This is a genomic window from Sphingobium sp. RC1 (genome assembly GCF_059738765.1).
In genome coordinates, this window is the sequence record NZ_AP027306.1 from 2,103,346 (window position 1) to 2,117,005 (window position 13,660).

Sequence of the window (13,660 nt, forward strand, 5' to 3'; positions counted from 1 at the left end):
CAAAGGGGTAGGTAATGACAAACAACACGGAAGAAAACACTCTGCCAAAAATGTTTATATCCTATCGGTGGTCTTCCCCTCAACATGAACAATGGGTTCTTGATCTCGCAACATCATTTCGTTCTGATGGCGTAGATGTAATTCTGGACAAGTGGCATCTCAAGGAAGGAAATGATACGTTTGTTTTCATGGAGAGAATGGTAAACGATAGGAGCGTTACCAAAGTACTCCTTATTTGTGATGCAGGATACGTCGAGCGCGCAGATCAACGCCAAGGGGGAGTTGGCACCGAAGCCCAGATTGTATCTTCTGAGGTCTATTCCAAGGTAGATCAGACGAAATTTGCTGCGGCGGTTAGGGAGATGGACGAGGATGGATCGCCGCTTCTTCCCCGATATCTGGCCAATAGGCTTTATTTTGACTTTTCATCCGAAGAAGCTTTTGCATCGAACTATGAAAAGGTTCTCCGGTGGTGCTTCGATAAGCCTTTTCATCCTGTTCCGCCAATTGGGAAACCTCCAAAGTATCTCGATGAGACATTTCAGGGCAATTCCAACTTACTGAAGGGGGCGAGCGCTTTGCGGGCCGTTCAAAGTAGAGGCGGAGACCCGAAAAAGGCCGCTTCTGTGGTACTCTCAGGGATAGCAGAAGACGCTAAAAACCTTTGCTTATCCCTCGCTGATGTATCCGATTCTGACCAAAATATAGTTGATACAATTGAACAATCCATCCCTCTTCGCGAACAAGCGATTGTGGCTATCAATGCGATAATCGAGAATGATGAAGGATCATCATCTGCAGACGCTATTCATAGGTTTTTAGAAGATTTATTTGGCCTTTGGGATTATGGACGACCAGACAACGGAAGGTACTCCGTTATAGATAATGACGCACTGAAATTTTTTGCTCACAGCACTTTCGTAGCTACTGTCGCATGTTGCATGAAGCAAAGGAAGTTCGCTTTTGCCAATAGTGTAATATCCACCCCATTTTTCAAACCTATTTCAAATGAATATACTGGAAAACTTGAGAATTACACGTCATTACGCACATATCTTAGAAGCCTGGAAGAAATTAGAAAAAGGCGTTTGTCTCTGAATAGATTATCAGTTCATGCAGATCTGATTAAGGATACGTTTAATCATTCGATAGTTTCATTTGGAGATTTTATGGAAGCCGATCTCACTTTATACCTAAGAGGAATGATGGGATCGGACACAGGTGATTCAGATTGGTTTCCAGTGTCATTAGTTTATGCATCGGACTCCTATGGTGCGTTCCCTACATATGTCAGGGCAACCTCTAAGTCCTTTTTCTCACGCTTGAGTCCTTTATTGGGCGATGCAAGTGCGGAGAAAATACGATCGACCATACGCGATGGCAAAGGACGCATTAGATATGGGGGCTGGGCAGATCCAGATGTTTGGCAATTGGCAAATGCTGAAGCACTAGCGACTAGAGGGTAAAATCAGATGGGACCAACGAGATTGGATCGCCGCCGTAAATTTCTAAATATCTGCATCACGACGATGGTGACAGGCGCGCCTTTTCGGATCTGGTAGTCATTATTGGCGCCACCGCTTATCCCTGTTACACTCCTCCTATGACCAAACTCACCCCCATCGAGTCCGAGTTCTCGACGACCGAGGAAGCCGAGGCTTATGACGCCTGGCTTCGCGCGGAAATCGAGGCGTCATTGGCCGATCCCCGGCCCAGCATCCCGCACGATCAGGTCATGACTGAGCTACGCGCGATCATCGCGGCCAAGAAATCCAGCCAAGCATAATGCCGCACATAATCTGGCGTCCGAAGGCGCGCCAAGAGGCGCGCCAGATCATCGACTATATTTCCGATCGCAATCCCTCCGCAGCCGCTCGGCTCGCTGAACTGATCGAATATGCTGCCGAACGACTGGCCGATCATCCGTATATGCACCGGGCCGGGCGCGTTCCCGATACGCGCGAAGCGATTATCACCCCCAACTATATGCTCGTCTATCGCGTCGGGACTGAAGTTATAGAGATATTGGCCGTCAAGCACACCCGCCAGCAATATCCCTGACGCCCACCATCGTTCTCATTTTGTTCTGTCCTACACCCCCTCACCCCTGATACCGTCCCGGCAAACCCTCCCCTAAACAGGAGCTTTGCCATGTCCTACCACTTCCCCCCGCTCCCCACCCCCGCCGAGCAAATCCGCGCCGACGGCTGGAGCCCCGCGCGGCAGCGGCAGTTTCTGGAAACCCTCGCCGCCACCGGCGTCATCACCACGGCCTGCGACGCCGTCCACATCTCCCCCCGCGCCGCCTATGCCTTGCGCATCCGCCGCGACGGCGCGGCTTTTCGCCTCGGCTGGGATGCGGCTATCCTCATCGCCCGCGCGCGCCTCGCCGACGAACTGCTCGCCCGCGCCCTCACCGGCCATGAGGAAGTGATCCACAAAGACGAAGACACCATCACCCGCCACCGCCACGACAACCGCCTCGCCATGTCGATGCTCTCCCGCCTCGACCGCATGGCCGACAGCCCGCCCGAAGGCTCCGACGCCGCCCTCGCCCGCATCGTCGCGCAGGATTTCGCCGCCTATCTCGACATGCTCTGCCCGGACGAACAGCCAGGCCAAGCCGCGCCCGACCAGGCCCCCGCGCAGCAGGACCAACCCGGCCTCGCCCCGCCCTCAACCCCCATCACGCCGGACATGGACGAAGCCGCGCTGCACGACGCCAGCCTGCACGATCCCGCGCTTGGGCCATGCATCGAAGCCACCGCCACCGCCCTCTCCTCCGGCGCCTCCGCCGCGCTCTTCATCGCCGCCCGCATGGCGCTGCATGAGGGCAAGAAGGCCGCCAATGCGGGCCACGCCCACCCCTTCCATGAACAGTGTGAACTTCGCCCGCCGCTGATCGATCGCGCCACCCTTCCGCCCGATGAAGCCGCCGCCCGCCTGCGCGGCACATGGTGGGATGAGGAGCGCGAAGCCTGGCGCACCGACTATCCCGCCCCGCCCGGCTTCGACGGCGAAGAGAGCGGCGACATCTACGACATAGACGGTTATGAGCGCGACCTGACCCCACAGGAAAGCGAGGCCCTCGCCGCACTGGAGGAAGCCCAGCGCCGCCCCTATGAGGCCGCCGCCGCCTTGGCGCGGGACGCCTTTTTCGGCTTCACGGCGTTGGAGGGGGTCGGGGTGAATGGGATCGGAACCCAACCCGCTTAGCCACCGCGTTCCTGCGAAGGCAGGAACCCGGTTCCGGCCTACCCCGCTGGGCTATACCAAGCCACGTGCCCGGATCGATCGCCCTGCGCAGGATCGGGCCAAAACCGCCCCACCCTTGCAATTTCCTCCCCCAACCCCCACATAGGAAAAGCTATAGTCGCAAATCGACGGTCTTTAGGCGCTTTGCGGCACCAAACTTCCTTCTTTCCCTGCCCCTCTAGCGACCGGTCCGTCCACGCTGGACAGACCGTACGAACGAAGGAACTACCCATGAGCATCACCGGAACCGTCAAATTCTTCAACGCCGACAAGGGCTATGGCTTCATCGCCCCTGACGACGGCACCCCCGACGCGTTCGTCCACATCACCGCTGTCGAGCGCGCTGGCCTTGCCACGCTGCGCGAAAAGGACCGCGTTTCCTATGATCTGGAACAGGACCGTCGCGGCAAGATGGCGGCCGTGAATCTTCAGCACGCTGAATAAGCCATGCTGACCGTCCGGGCGCCGTTTCCATGGCGCCCGGGCACTATCTGACAAAGGAGCGCATATGACGCACCCCGACTATCGCGCCCTCGCCGCCCAGGCTCACAACGAAGCCCAGGCCGCCACCCTCACCAACGTCCGCGACCGCTGCCTCCGTTCGGAAGCGACCTTCCTCGCCATGGCCGAACGCCAGGACCTCGCCGACCGCAACCGCGCCCGCCGCGAAGCTGCCTCAGCCGCTGCGCTTGCCGAAACCACCGCCGCCAACGCCTGAGCATTGCTGGCCGGGAACATCCGGTCATGCCGCCCCCCCCGGAGGCGATCGATCGACCGGGCCGGGAAATACGCACCGAAAATCGCGCGGATTCCTGCGGCTGTGAGCTGTGACATCACCGCCCCGACGGCCCACCCCTCCGGCACATCGCCACAGCCGCTCATCTTGTCGAATACTCCAAAGCGTCCGGAACCCGACGCCTCCTGACCGGTTATCTCCGCGACCCTGACAGGAACATCCGGTAAGGAGCTAGACCCAATGATCCGCACTCTCATTTTCGGCGCCATCGCAGGTTATGTCGGCAAAAAGCTGTATGACGAAGGCAAGCTGACCGAGTTCAAGGAAGACCTCGTCACCCGCTACAACAAGGCCCGCGACGACATCTCGAACCGCACAGGCAGCCGCCTCGGCAGCGACATGTCCCCGGCGATCACGCCCACCCAACCGCGCCACACGACGGGTTCACCCCTCGCCAGCTGACATCCGGCTGACACTTAAAATCCCAATCCGGCGGCTTATCCCTCTGGCCGCTGGCCACCGCCCGCCCGGCCCGCGTTTCCCCCCTTTCGCGACGCCGTGGCGGGTGGACTATTTCCGCCAGCCTCCCTCTTTCCATGAAGCCGTTCCGCCCACGCAACTTACCCCGATTTGAAGGGTTGTTACGCAGCCGGGGGCCAAAGAATAGGAGAGTGACTGATGCGCACCCCGATAATTGCCGCCGCCTTGCTGGCCCTGCCGCTGGCGGCCTGCACCACGGATCGCTATAGCGACCGCTATGGCTACAATCACCCCGCAGGAAGCTATTCCGGCCGGGTGATCACCGACGACGACTATATCTACCGCGACAATGACGGCCGCTATTATTGCAAGCGCAACGACGGCACCACGGGCACGATAGTCGGCGCGATCGCGGGCGGCGTGTTAGGCAACATCATCGCCCCCGGCGGCTCAAAAACGCTCGGCACCATCCTCGGCGCAGGCGGCGGCGCAATCGCGGGCAACGCGATCGACCGCAGCAGCGTCCGCTGCGAATAAAAAAAAGGGCGCGACCCCCGGCCGCGCCCTCTTCACTACCCTTCCGGGATGAGGAAGTTGCTTACAGCTTGCCAGTAAGCTCCGGCACGACCTTGAACAGGTCGCCCACCAGGCCGATGTCCGCTACCTGGAAGATCGGCGCATCCTCGTCCTTGTTGATGGCGATGATGGTCTTGCTGTCCTTCATCCCCGCCAGATGCTGGATCGCGCCGGAAATACCAACAGCGATATAGACCTCCGGTGCCACGATCTTGCCCGTCTGGCCGACCTGATAATCGTTCGGCACATAACCCGCATCGACAGCAGCGCGCGAAGCACCAACCGCCGCGCCCAGCTTGTCGGCCAGCGGATAGATGACCTCCTCAAAGGTCGGCCCATCCTTCAGCGCACGGCCGCCCGACACGATGATCTTGGCGCTGGTCAGCTCCGGACGCTCCTGCTTGGCGATCTCCGCGCCGACAAAGCTGCTCAGCCCCTTGTCGCCGGTCGAAGCCACAGCTTCCACCGCGCCCGAACCACCCTCACGCGCCGCCTTCTCAAAAGCGGTGCCGCGCACGGTGATCACCTTCTTGGCATCCTTCGACTTGACCGTCGCGATCGCGTTGCCCGCATAGATGGGCCGCGTGAACGTGTCCTCGCTCTCGACCGACAGGATGTCGCTGATCTGCATCACGTCGAGCAGAGCCGCGACACGCGGCGCGATGTTCTTGCCGTTGCTGGTGGCGGGCGCGACGAACGCGTCATGGCTGCCCATCAGCTCGACGATCAGCGGCGCGACATTCTCAGGCAGCGCATGGCCAAAGGCCGCGTCGTCCGCGACATGGACCTTGCCCACGCCAGCGATCTTCGCAGCAGCTTCACCCACGCCGCCAACGCCCGCGCCAGCGACCAGCAGATGCACTTCACCCAGCTTCGCAGCGGCGGTGACGGCGGAAAGGGTCGCGTCCTTGACGGCGCCGCCCTCATGTTCAACCCAGACAAGCGTCTTCATGCGGCAACTCCCAGAGCCTTGAGCTTCGCGACCAGTTCATCGACATCGGCAACCTTGACGCCAGCCGAACGCTTGGCGGGCTCGGTGACCTTCAGCGTTTCGAGGCGCGGCGAAATGTCCACGCCGTAATCAGCAGGCGTCTTGTTCGCGAGCGGCTTGCTCTTGGCCTTCATGATGTTGGGCAGCGAGGCATAGCGCGGCTCATTGAGGCGCAGGTCGGTGGTGACGATCGCCGGAACGTTGAGCTTCACCGTCTCCAGGCCGCCATCGACTTCACGCGTCACGCTGACCTTGTCGCCTTCGACCTCGACCTTCGACGCGAAGGTGCCCTGCGGCAGGTTCAGCAGCGCCGCCAGCATCTGGCCGGTCTGGTTGCTGTCGTCATCGATCGCCTGCTTGCCCAGGATGATCAGGCCAGCGCCTTCCTCTTCCTGCACCTTGGCGAGCAGTTTGGCCACGCCCAGCGGTTCGACGTCGTCATCGGTCTGGATCAGGATCGCACGGTCCGCACCCATGGCGAGGGCCGTGCGCAGTGTCTCCTGCGCCTTGGCAACGCCGATCGACACCGCCACCACCTCGGTCGCCACGCCCTTCTCCTTCAGGCGGATGGCTTCCTCGACAGCGATCTCGTCAAACGGGTTCATGCTCATCTTGACGTTCGCCAGATCAACGCCCGTCCCATCCGCCTTCACACGCGGCTTCACATTATAGTCAATGACCCGCTTCACGGGCACAAGGATCTTCATCGCAACATCCTTTCGTTTTCACGCCACAGCCCGCATATGCGGACAAGGACGCAGGCGGTCCCTAAAGACCGCCTGCGCCCCATGGTGTCTGTTTAAATGGCTGGAAAGTGCCTCAGGCTGCCTTCCTCACTTCCGCCACGATCTTCTTGGCCGCGTCGCCCAGATCGTCCGCAGGGACGATGGCCAGGCCCGACGAGGCCAGAATGTCCTTGCCCTGCTGGACGTTCGTGCCTTCCAGGCGAACGACCAGAGGAACCGACAGGTCAACTTCCTTGGCGGCGGCGACGATGCCCTCGGCAATGATGTCGCACTTCATGATGCCGCCGAAGATGTTGACCAGAATGCCCTTCACTGCCGGGTCCTTCAGGATGATCTTGAAGGCCGCCGTCACCTTTTCCTTGTTGGCGCCGCCACCGACGTCCAGGAAGTTGGCGGGGAATTCGCCGTTCAGCTTGATGATGTCCATCGTTGCCATGGCAAGGCCAGCGCCGTTCACCATGCAACCGATGTTACCGTCCAGCTTGATGTAGGCGAGGTCATATTCGCTCGCTTCGACTTCGGCCGGATCTTCTTCGGTCAGGTCGCGCAGTTCGGCGATGTCCTTGTGACGGAACATGGCGTTGCCGTCGAAGCCGACCTTGGCATCCAGCACCAGCAGGTTGCCCTGCTCGGTCAGCGCCAGCGGGTTGACTTCGATCTGCTCGGCGTCGGTGTCGAGGAACGCGGCGTAGAGCGAGGAGGCGACCTTGGCGGCCTGCTTCGCCTGATCGCCGGTCAGGCGCAGAGCAGCGGCGATGGAACGGCCGTGGTGCGGCTGGAAACCGGCTGCGGGATCGACGGTGAAGGTGTGGATCTTCTCGGGGGTCGAATGGGCGACCTCTTCAATGTCCATGCCGCCTTCGGTCGATACGACGAACGCGATGCGGCTGCTGCCACGATCGACCAGAAGCGCGAGGTAGAATTCCTTCGCGATGTCGGCGCCGTCGGTGATGTAGAGGCGGTTGACCTGCTTGCCCGCTTCGCCAGTCTGGATGGTGACCAGCGTGTTGCCGAGCATGTCGGTGGCGTGCGCCTTCACTTCATCCAGGTTGAACGCCAGACGGACGCCGCCTTTCGCTTCTGCGCTAAGTTCCTTGAACTTGCCTTTGCCACGGCCACCAGCGTGGATTTGCGACTTCACGACATAGAGCGGCCCGGGCAGCTTCTTGGCGGCCTCGACGGCTTCTTCAACGGAGAAGGCGGCGTAACCGGCGGCGATCGGCGCGCCATATTTCGCCAGCAGTTCCTTGGCCTGATATTCGTGAATGTTCATGGGCGCGGCCCGTCCTTTCGCTCGAAAAGCTGATGGCGGGGCTAAAGCACAGGCGGGCGGGGGACGCCAGACTGATTTCGCAAATCAACTTTGCAAAATTGCAAAATCACTTTCCGGAATCGCGTTCAATTCACCACTTCCTTCATTCAATTGCACAGACGATCGCCGCCTTGCTCGTCACCATGAATATCTCCGGATCCTCCAGCGCCCGCACCTTGTAGAGGAACCGATCAACCGTCATCTCCCCCATGTGCGACTTGCGGAGCGACGCCAGCGACTGCAACCGCCGCAACTGAACCAGGCTCAGCCGATCCACCATCCGCTCCGCCATGCACCCGGACATTCGCGGCGAAAGCCCCGCTTCGATCAGCCCCGCCCGCACTTTCGATTCGGGCGACACCGTCGCGCAGGAAGACAGCAGCATAGCAGCCATGGGCAAAGCGAGCGCAATCGCGCGAATGGATATGGTCGTCATGCGCGCTTCATGGCAATCAGAGCCTGAACACAGGGTAAATGGGCTACCACGGGGACAAGACATGGACAAAATTTTCGGAGCCTTCGCGCATCGCGTCGCCAGCTGGTCCGGGCAGCCCCTGGCGTTCATATTGGCGTCGGCCACGATCATCGGCTGGATATTGACCGGGCCGATCTTCCATTATTCCGACACTTGGCAGCTCATCATCAACACGGGCACGACGATCGTGACCTTTCTCATGGTCTTCCTGATCCAGAACGCTCAAAATCGCGACGGGTCGGCGATCCAGGCAAAGCTCGACGAACTCATCCGAGCCGTTACCGATGCCCGAAACGAATTCATCGGCATCGAACATCTGACCGAAACCGATCTCGAACGTCTCAAAGCTATGCTGGAAAAGGAATATGACAGCGAAGAAAGCCACCACCGGTCAATAGAGCGGTTGATTCAGCGGCGGTAACGGATGCCCGCCATCAGTGCGCGGAATTCACTAACCGCACATTTTCCTCACGATATGCATCGATCTGGTCACCGTATCCACGAGCCAACCCCTCATAGGCAGCACGCCCTTTTTTGGAATGGCTCATCTGCGCTCGTATCAACGACACCTGCTGCCTGTGCAGTAGGTAATTGACATCCATCTCTCCGGTCATTCACGCCCTCCTACCTATCGCTGATGAGACTGGTTGGGGTGCCGCGACTCTTTAGACGAGTCGTCTTTCCGGCAGTGGAGACGTTAGCACCGCCGCGTCAGCGAGGCCATTCCATCCAACGCGCTGCTGGAGCAACTTGACGGAAATTACGCCCGGTCGGATCCTTCAGTGGAAGAACAAAAGCTTTTCGCCCTGCGCAAAAAATATGTGCGAGGGCTATGAAATCCCATGGGAATTTGCCAATGCGCCCCGGCTTACAGGGGGCATTTCAACATGGCGCAATCGCTGACGGCGGTTCTGGCGATCATTTATCATGAGATTTTATTGTTTGCCGTGGTGGGACTGGCCATTGGCGGGATCGACGATTTTCTCGTGGATGTCATGTTCCTGGGCCGACGCTGGTGGCGAAACATAGCGATCTATTCTCGCCATAGGCGCATGACGACGGCCACGCTGCCCGCCTCTTCAAAGCCCGGCAAAATAGGCATCTTCGTTCCCGCCTGGGGTGAAGCAGATGTGATCGGCCCGATGTTGCGCAATGCGCTCAACCAATGGTCCGTGGGCGATTATCGCATTTTCGTCGGCGTCTATCCCAATGACCTGGCCACCTTGGCGGCCGTCAACCCGATCGCAGATCAGGACGATCGTCTCGTCGTCTGTATCAACGACCGGCCGGGTCCCACGACCAAGGCGGACTGTCTCAACCTCCTCTGGCGCGCCATGCAGGAAGAAGAGGCGCGCACCGGCAGAATGTTCAAGGCCGTGGTCTTGCATGACGCCGAAGACGTCGTCCACGCCGACGAAGTACGGCTGTTCGATGTGATGATCGATCGCTTCCAACTCGTTCAGTTGCCGGTTCTTCCGCTCACGGGAGACGGCGGCTGGTGGGCACGCTCCATCGCCAATCATTATTGCGACGAGTTTGCGGAGAGCCATGGGAAATATTTGACGATCCGCGAAGCCATGGGTGCGTCGGTTCCGTCCGCCGGAGTTGCCTGCGCATTCGAACGGCTGACACTCGAACGGCTCGTCAATCCTGCGAACGGGGGTCCGTTCGACCCCGCTTCGCTGACCGAAGATTATGAAGTTGGCCTCCGGATCAAGAATATGGGCGGTCGCGGCGTTTTTGTGCGGATGCGCGACGCCTCAGGCGAGCTTGTCGCCACGCGTGAATATTTTCCGGACAGCCTGGACGGCGCCGTGCGCCAGAAAGCCCGCTGGATGGTGGGAATCTCGCTTGCCGGTTGGGACCGCATGGGCTGGCAAGGTGGTCCAACCGAATGGTGGATGCGCATCCGTGACCGGCGCGCGGCCATCGCCGCCTTCGTTCTCTTCGCTGCTTACGTCGCCTTTCTGCTTTGGGGCTTGCTTCTCATGGCAAGCTGGTTCGGCCTCGAAACCGCTCACCAGCCTTCACCGTTCGTCGAACTGCTGCTCTGGATGAACTTTGCCTTCATGACCTGGCGCGCCGCGATGCGGGCCATTTTTGTGGGCCGCAGCTATGGATGGGTTTATGGGATCGGCGCGATACCCCGCTCCATCCTCGCCAATCTGATCGCGATGCTTGCGGCCCGCCGCGCGGTGTTCCTCTACCTTCATTCCCTCTTCGGAAAGCCGCTGGTCTGGGACAAGACGCAGCATCGCTTCCCCCGGCTTTAAAGATCAACATGGCCAACAATGCCCGCGGACGGCCTGTCCGCTTTTTCCTTGTGCTTATGAGCGGCTGGGTGATCATCCGGATCGCGAGCGCCATGTTTGGAGGAAGCGCCATCGCTCCCTTGCTGCCACGACCGATCCCGGTTGCGGCAGCGTACCTGGCGGGGCCTTCTCCGCAAAAGGTTATGCCGATTGCAGCCACGCCAACCCCATTGCTTGTCACCGATTGGCCGATAAACGAGATTCGCGCAGTGGAGCCGAAAAGAGGCGTTGGCCCGGCCTTTATCCCTTCGTTTCCACGTGCCATGGGCAAGGCCGAGGACGGACAGGCGTCCTTCGATCCGGAAATCGAAAAAGCCGATCAGGCCCGCAGGCCATCCAACTTTGCTCAGCCCGCCCCGCCCGCTTGGCCGCTAACGCCCTCGGGCGGCGCCAAGGTGCATCGCTGGCGCGGCAGCGCGTGGCTCCTCTGGCGCGACGGCAGCGCAAATCCGCAGGATCTTGTCACGGGCGGCAGGCTCGGCGGGTCGCAAGCGGGGCTCCGGCTCGATTATGATCTGACGCCAGCCAGCACCGGCCGCGCCGCCCTCTATGGCCGCGTAAGCCGCGCCTTCAATCGCCCCGCCTCGCCTGAAGCTGCCGCCGGGATAGCTTGGCAACCTTCAAGATCAATTCCGATCTCCATCGCGGCAGAACGGCGGATCTCTCTGGGAGATGGCGCACGCAATGCCAACGCGGTGTTTGCGGTGGGCGGCTTCGGCCCCACTCCAGTTTTGGGCAAATTGGAAGCGGAGGCTTATGCACAGGCAGGCCTGGTCGGGTTCAACCGGCGCGACCTGTTCGCTGACGGCAAACTTTCCCTGCTCGCTCCTATATCGGGGACGCCCGTACGCACCGGCCTCAGTATATCGGGAGGCGCGCAACCGCATGTGGAGCGCGTCGATATCGGACCGGAGGTTCAGTTCCGCCTGCCACTCCCCCACATTGCATCGCGGCTCAGCATCGAATGGCGGCAGCGCGTAGCGGGAGAGGCATCGCCCTCCTCCGGGCTCACTCTTACCCTCGGCGCGGATTTTTAACGCGGGGCGGACGCGCAGCGTCTTTATCTTGCCATCCATTCGGCTTAACCCTGTAGGCACATGGATCTCTACCTGCCCATCGCCAATCTGTCGGTGAACGCGCTGGTGATCATAGCCCTTGGCGGTGTGGTCGGCCTGCTCTCCGGCATGTTCGGCGTCGGCGGCGGTTTCCTGACCACGCCCCTGCTGATATTCTACGGCATTCCGCCAACCGTGGCAGCCGCGTCCGCCGCGTCCCAGGTCACGGGCGCCAGCGTATCGGGGGTCGTCACCCACATGGCGAGGGGCACCGTCGATTTCCGGATGGGCGGCGTCCTGATCGGCGGCGGCATCATTGGAGCAGGCATCGGCGTGCTGCTGTTCCGGCTGCTCCAGTCCATAGGGCAGATCGATACGGCTATCGGCATCCTTTATGTCCTGATGCTCGGCGGCATCGGCATGTTGATGGCCAAGGAATCCGTCCAGGCGCTGATCCTGTTGAAAACGGGTAAACGCATGCAGGCCCGCAAGCGGCGCCATCACCCTCTGGTCGCCGCGCTGCCGATGCGGTGGCGCTTCTATCGCTCCGGGCTTTACATCTCTCCCCTCGCGCCGTTGCTGCTCGGTGTTGCGACGGGGATACTGACAACCCTGCTGGGCGTCGGCGGCGGCTTCATCCTTGTGCCCGCCATGCTGTACCTGCTTGGCATGACCACCCAGTCGGTGGTGGGCACTTCGCTGTTTCAGATATTGTTCGTCACCATGGCAACAACGATGATGCACGCCATGACCACGAAGGCAGTCGATCTCGTCCTTGCCATGCTGCTTCTGATCGGCAGCGTGACGGGGGCACAGATCGGCACCCGCATCTCGATGACCGTTCGCCCTGAATATCTGCGCATATTATTGTCGGTGATCGTGCTCCTGGTCGCCGCGCGCATGGCGTTGGGTCTCGGCTTCCGCCCCGACGAAATCTACACGGTGGAAGTGCGTTGAAGCTGCGCGCCCGTCTCGCACTTCTCCTCCCCCTCTCGACACTGCTCGGCGCGGCAGGGGAGCCGATGCTCGTTCCCGATGTCTCGCAACGGGAAGTGGAAATCCAGTACAGTTTCACCGGCGCCGACCTCCTGCTGTTTGGAGCAATCGTCTACCCCGACGGCCGACGACCGAGCAAATCCGCGGATATATTGGTCGTGCTGAAAGGCCCCGACCAGTCCATCACCATGCGCGAGAAACAAAAGGTCGCTGGCATCTGGGTCAATGCGGACAGCGCCCGGTTCCGCTCCGCACCCAGCTTTTATGCGGTTGCCTCTTCCCGCCCGATAGCCAACGTCGTCGATGAACGGACAGCCGCGATTTACGAACTGGGCGTGGACAAGCTGCAACTGTCGCCGTCCTCTCTCAATGACAGCGCCGAGCTTGATCGTTTCCAGGCCGGGTTGATCGATCTGCGCGAACGATCGGGACTGTTCGCCGAACGGCCCGGCTCCGTAGAAATCACCGATGGGGTGCTATACCGGGCACGCATCCCGCTGCCCGCGCGCGTTATCGTCGGCGATTATACAGCGGAAACCTTCCTCGTGCAGGATGGGCGGGTCGTTGCCGCCGCCGTCCGCGACATCACCATCCGCAAGTCGGGGTTCGAACGTTTCATGGCGGTCGCCGCCGAACGATGGTCCTTCTTATACGGCCTTACGGCCATTTTGCTGGCGGTGGGCATGGGCTGGACCGCCGGAGCCGTCGCGCGGCGCTTCTGACGGT

General features: G+C 60.5%; 18 protein-coding genes. 13 read left to right on the plus strand and 5 right to left on the minus strand.

What is annotated here, in order from left to right:
• The first annotated feature begins 14 nt into the window (after positions 1 to 14).
• From AC6JBC_RS10340 to AC6JBC_RS10375, 8 genes are all read left to right on the plus strand, one after another.
• On the plus strand, positions 15 to 1,466 hold the full coding sequence (locus AC6JBC_RS10340) for an SEFIR domain-containing protein (protein ID WP_498024132.1): 1,452 nt from the start codon (positions 15 to 17) through the stop codon (positions 1,464 to 1,466).
• Positions 1,467 to 1,603: 137 nt separating this feature from the next.
• Positions 1,604 to 1,786, plus strand: a complete 183-nt coding sequence (gene relB, locus AC6JBC_RS10345; protein WP_498024133.1) for a type II toxin-antitoxin system RelB family antitoxin — start codon at positions 1,604 to 1,606, stop codon at positions 1,784 to 1,786.
• Positions 1,786 to 2,061, plus strand: a complete 276-nt coding sequence (locus AC6JBC_RS10350) for a type II toxin-antitoxin system RelE/ParE family toxin (RefSeq protein WP_498024134.1) — start codon at positions 1,786 to 1,788, stop codon at positions 2,059 to 2,061. The genes relB and AC6JBC_RS10350 overlap by 1 nt, the downstream gene beginning before the upstream one ends.
• 90 nt (positions 2,062 to 2,151) lie before the next feature.
• Entirely contained in the window at positions 2,152 to 3,216 is a 1,065-nt protein-coding gene (locus tag AC6JBC_RS10355; protein ID WP_498024136.1) for a hypothetical protein, read from the plus strand.
• A 270-nt stretch (positions 3,217 to 3,486) separates the two neighbouring features.
• Entirely contained in the window at positions 3,487 to 3,699 is a 213-nt protein-coding gene (locus AC6JBC_RS10360; protein ID WP_097092702.1) for a cold-shock protein, read from the plus strand.
• A gap of 64 nt (positions 3,700 to 3,763) precedes the next feature.
• Positions 3,764 to 3,973, plus strand: coding sequence for a hypothetical protein (locus AC6JBC_RS10365; RefSeq protein WP_498024137.1), 210 nt, complete (start codon positions 3,764 to 3,766; stop codon positions 3,971 to 3,973).
• 258 nt (positions 3,974 to 4,231) lie between these two features.
• The gene (locus AC6JBC_RS10370; RefSeq protein ID WP_498024139.1) at positions 4,232 to 4,453 is read left to right on the plus strand and encodes a hypothetical protein; all 222 of its coding nucleotides are present in this window, start codon (positions 4,232 to 4,234) and stop codon (positions 4,451 to 4,453) included.
• A gap of 216 nt (positions 4,454 to 4,669) precedes the next feature.
• Entirely contained in the window at positions 4,670 to 5,008 is a 339-nt protein-coding gene (locus tag AC6JBC_RS10375; RefSeq protein ID WP_449471418.1) for a glycine zipper 2TM domain-containing protein, read from the plus strand.
• Positions 5,009 to 5,069: 61 nt separating this feature from the next.
• Here the strand turns inward: AC6JBC_RS10375 and AC6JBC_RS10380 are convergent, their stop codons facing one another.
• The 4 genes from AC6JBC_RS10380 to AC6JBC_RS10395 form a co-directional block, all read right to left on the minus strand.
• The gene (locus tag AC6JBC_RS10380) at positions 5,070 to 5,999 is read right to left on the minus strand and encodes an electron transfer flavoprotein subunit alpha/FixB family protein (RefSeq protein ID WP_498024141.1); all 930 of its coding nucleotides are present in this window, start codon (positions 5,997 to 5,999) and stop codon (positions 5,070 to 5,072) included.
• The gene (locus AC6JBC_RS10385; protein WP_498024142.1) at positions 5,996 to 6,745 is read right to left on the minus strand and encodes an electron transfer flavoprotein subunit beta/FixA family protein; all 750 of its coding nucleotides are present in this window, start codon (positions 6,743 to 6,745) and stop codon (positions 5,996 to 5,998) included. The genes AC6JBC_RS10380 and AC6JBC_RS10385 overlap by 4 nt, the downstream gene beginning before the upstream one ends.
• 112 nt (positions 6,746 to 6,857) lie before the next feature.
• A complete protein-coding gene (gene sucC / locus AC6JBC_RS10390) occupies positions 6,858 to 8,057 on the minus strand; it encodes an ADP-forming succinate--CoA ligase subunit beta (RefSeq protein WP_498024144.1) in 1,200 nt (399 codons plus the stop codon).
• A 142-nt stretch (positions 8,058 to 8,199) separates the two neighbouring features.
• Entirely contained in the window at positions 8,200 to 8,532 is a 333-nt protein-coding gene (locus AC6JBC_RS10395; RefSeq protein WP_498024146.1) for a hypothetical protein, read from the minus strand.
• Positions 8,533 to 8,593: 61 nt separating this feature from the next.
• Between AC6JBC_RS10395 and AC6JBC_RS10400 the strand changes: the two genes are divergently transcribed.
• Complete coding sequence (locus tag AC6JBC_RS10400) at positions 8,594 to 8,992, plus strand: low affinity iron permease family protein (RefSeq protein WP_498024148.1); 399 nt, start codon at positions 8,594 to 8,596, stop codon at positions 8,990 to 8,992.
• 13 nt (positions 8,993 to 9,005) lie between these two features.
• On the opposite strand, the gene AC6JBC_RS10405 is transcribed toward AC6JBC_RS10400, so the two are convergent.
• Complete coding sequence (locus AC6JBC_RS10405) at positions 9,006 to 9,185, minus strand: hypothetical protein (RefSeq protein WP_196225497.1); 180 nt, start codon at positions 9,183 to 9,185, stop codon at positions 9,006 to 9,008.
• Between the two features lie 273 nt (positions 9,186 to 9,458).
• On the opposite strand from AC6JBC_RS10405, the gene AC6JBC_RS10410 reads away from it, so the two are divergent.
• The 4 genes from AC6JBC_RS10410 to AC6JBC_RS10425 all read left to right on the plus strand — a co-directional run bounded on the left by AC6JBC_RS10410 (position 9,459) and on the right by AC6JBC_RS10425 (position 13,656).
• On the plus strand, positions 9,459 to 10,844 hold the full coding sequence (locus tag AC6JBC_RS10410) for a glycosyl transferase family protein (RefSeq protein ID WP_498024149.1): 1,386 nt from the start codon (positions 9,459 to 9,461) through the stop codon (positions 10,842 to 10,844).
• A 302-nt stretch (positions 10,845 to 11,146) separates the two neighbouring features.
• Positions 11,147 to 11,920 carry a hypothetical protein gene (locus AC6JBC_RS10415; RefSeq protein WP_498024151.1) on the plus strand — a complete coding sequence of 258 codons (774 nt, stop codon included), beginning with the start codon at positions 11,147 to 11,149 and terminating at the stop codon, positions 11,918 to 11,920.
• Between the two features lie 60 nt (positions 11,921 to 11,980).
• Positions 11,981 to 12,895 carry a sulfite exporter TauE/SafE family protein gene (locus tag AC6JBC_RS10420; RefSeq protein WP_449471406.1) on the plus strand — a complete coding sequence of 305 codons (915 nt, stop codon included), beginning with the start codon at positions 11,981 to 11,983 and terminating at the stop codon, positions 12,893 to 12,895.
• Between the two features lie 2 nt (positions 12,896 to 12,897).
• On the plus strand, positions 12,898 to 13,656 hold the full coding sequence (locus tag AC6JBC_RS10425; RefSeq protein WP_464789123.1) for a TIGR02186 family protein: 759 nt from the start codon (positions 12,898 to 12,900) through the stop codon (positions 13,654 to 13,656).
• Positions 13,657 to 13,660 lie beyond the last annotated feature (4 nt).

Coding starts and splice junctions, on each gene's coding strand:
- AC6JBC_RS10405 (WP_196225497.1), bottom strand. CDS start 9,185: ATGACCGGAGAGATGGATGTCAATTACCTACTGCACAGGCAGCAGGTG.
- AC6JBC_RS10415 (WP_498024151.1), top strand. CDS start 11,147: ATGGGCAAGGCCGAGGACGGACAGGCGTCCTTCGATCCGGAAATCGAA.
- AC6JBC_RS10420 (WP_449471406.1), top strand. CDS start 11,981: ATGGATCTCTACCTGCCCATCGCCAATCTGTCGGTGAACGCGCTGGTG.
- AC6JBC_RS10340 (WP_498024132.1), top strand. CDS start 15: ATGACAAACAACACGGAAGAAAACACTCTGCCAAAAATGTTTATATCC.
- AC6JBC_RS10360 (WP_097092702.1), top strand. CDS start 3,487: ATGAGCATCACCGGAACCGTCAAATTCTTCAACGCCGACAAGGGCTAT.
- AC6JBC_RS10400 (WP_498024148.1), top strand. CDS start 8,594: ATGGACAAAATTTTCGGAGCCTTCGCGCATCGCGTCGCCAGCTGGTCC.
- AC6JBC_RS10375 (WP_449471418.1), top strand. CDS start 4,670: ATGCGCACCCCGATAATTGCCGCCGCCTTGCTGGCCCTGCCGCTGGCG.
- AC6JBC_RS10410 (WP_498024149.1), top strand. CDS start 9,459: ATGGCGCAATCGCTGACGGCGGTTCTGGCGATCATTTATCATGAGATT.
- AC6JBC_RS10385 (WP_498024142.1), bottom strand. CDS start 6,745: ATGAAGATCCTTGTGCCCGTGAAGCGGGTCATTGACTATAATGTGAAG.
- AC6JBC_RS10380 (WP_498024141.1), bottom strand. CDS start 5,999: ATGAAGACGCTTGTCTGGGTTGAACATGAGGGCGGCGCCGTCAAGGAC.
- AC6JBC_RS10350 (WP_498024134.1), top strand. CDS start 1,786: ATGCCGCACATAATCTGGCGTCCGAAGGCGCGCCAAGAGGCGCGCCAG.
- sucC (WP_498024144.1), bottom strand. CDS start 8,057: ATGAACATTCACGAATATCAGGCCAAGGAACTGCTGGCGAAATATGGC.
- AC6JBC_RS10370 (WP_498024139.1), top strand. CDS start 4,232: ATGATCCGCACTCTCATTTTCGGCGCCATCGCAGGTTATGTCGGCAAA.
- AC6JBC_RS10355 (WP_498024136.1), top strand. CDS start 2,152: ATGTCCTACCACTTCCCCCCGCTCCCCACCCCCGCCGAGCAAATCCGC.
- AC6JBC_RS10395 (WP_498024146.1), bottom strand. CDS start 8,532: ATGACGACCATATCCATTCGCGCGATTGCGCTCGCTTTGCCCATGGCT.
- relB (WP_498024133.1), top strand. CDS start 1,604: ATGACCAAACTCACCCCCATCGAGTCCGAGTTCTCGACGACCGAGGAA.
- AC6JBC_RS10365 (WP_498024137.1), top strand. CDS start 3,764: ATGACGCACCCCGACTATCGCGCCCTCGCCGCCCAGGCTCACAACGAA.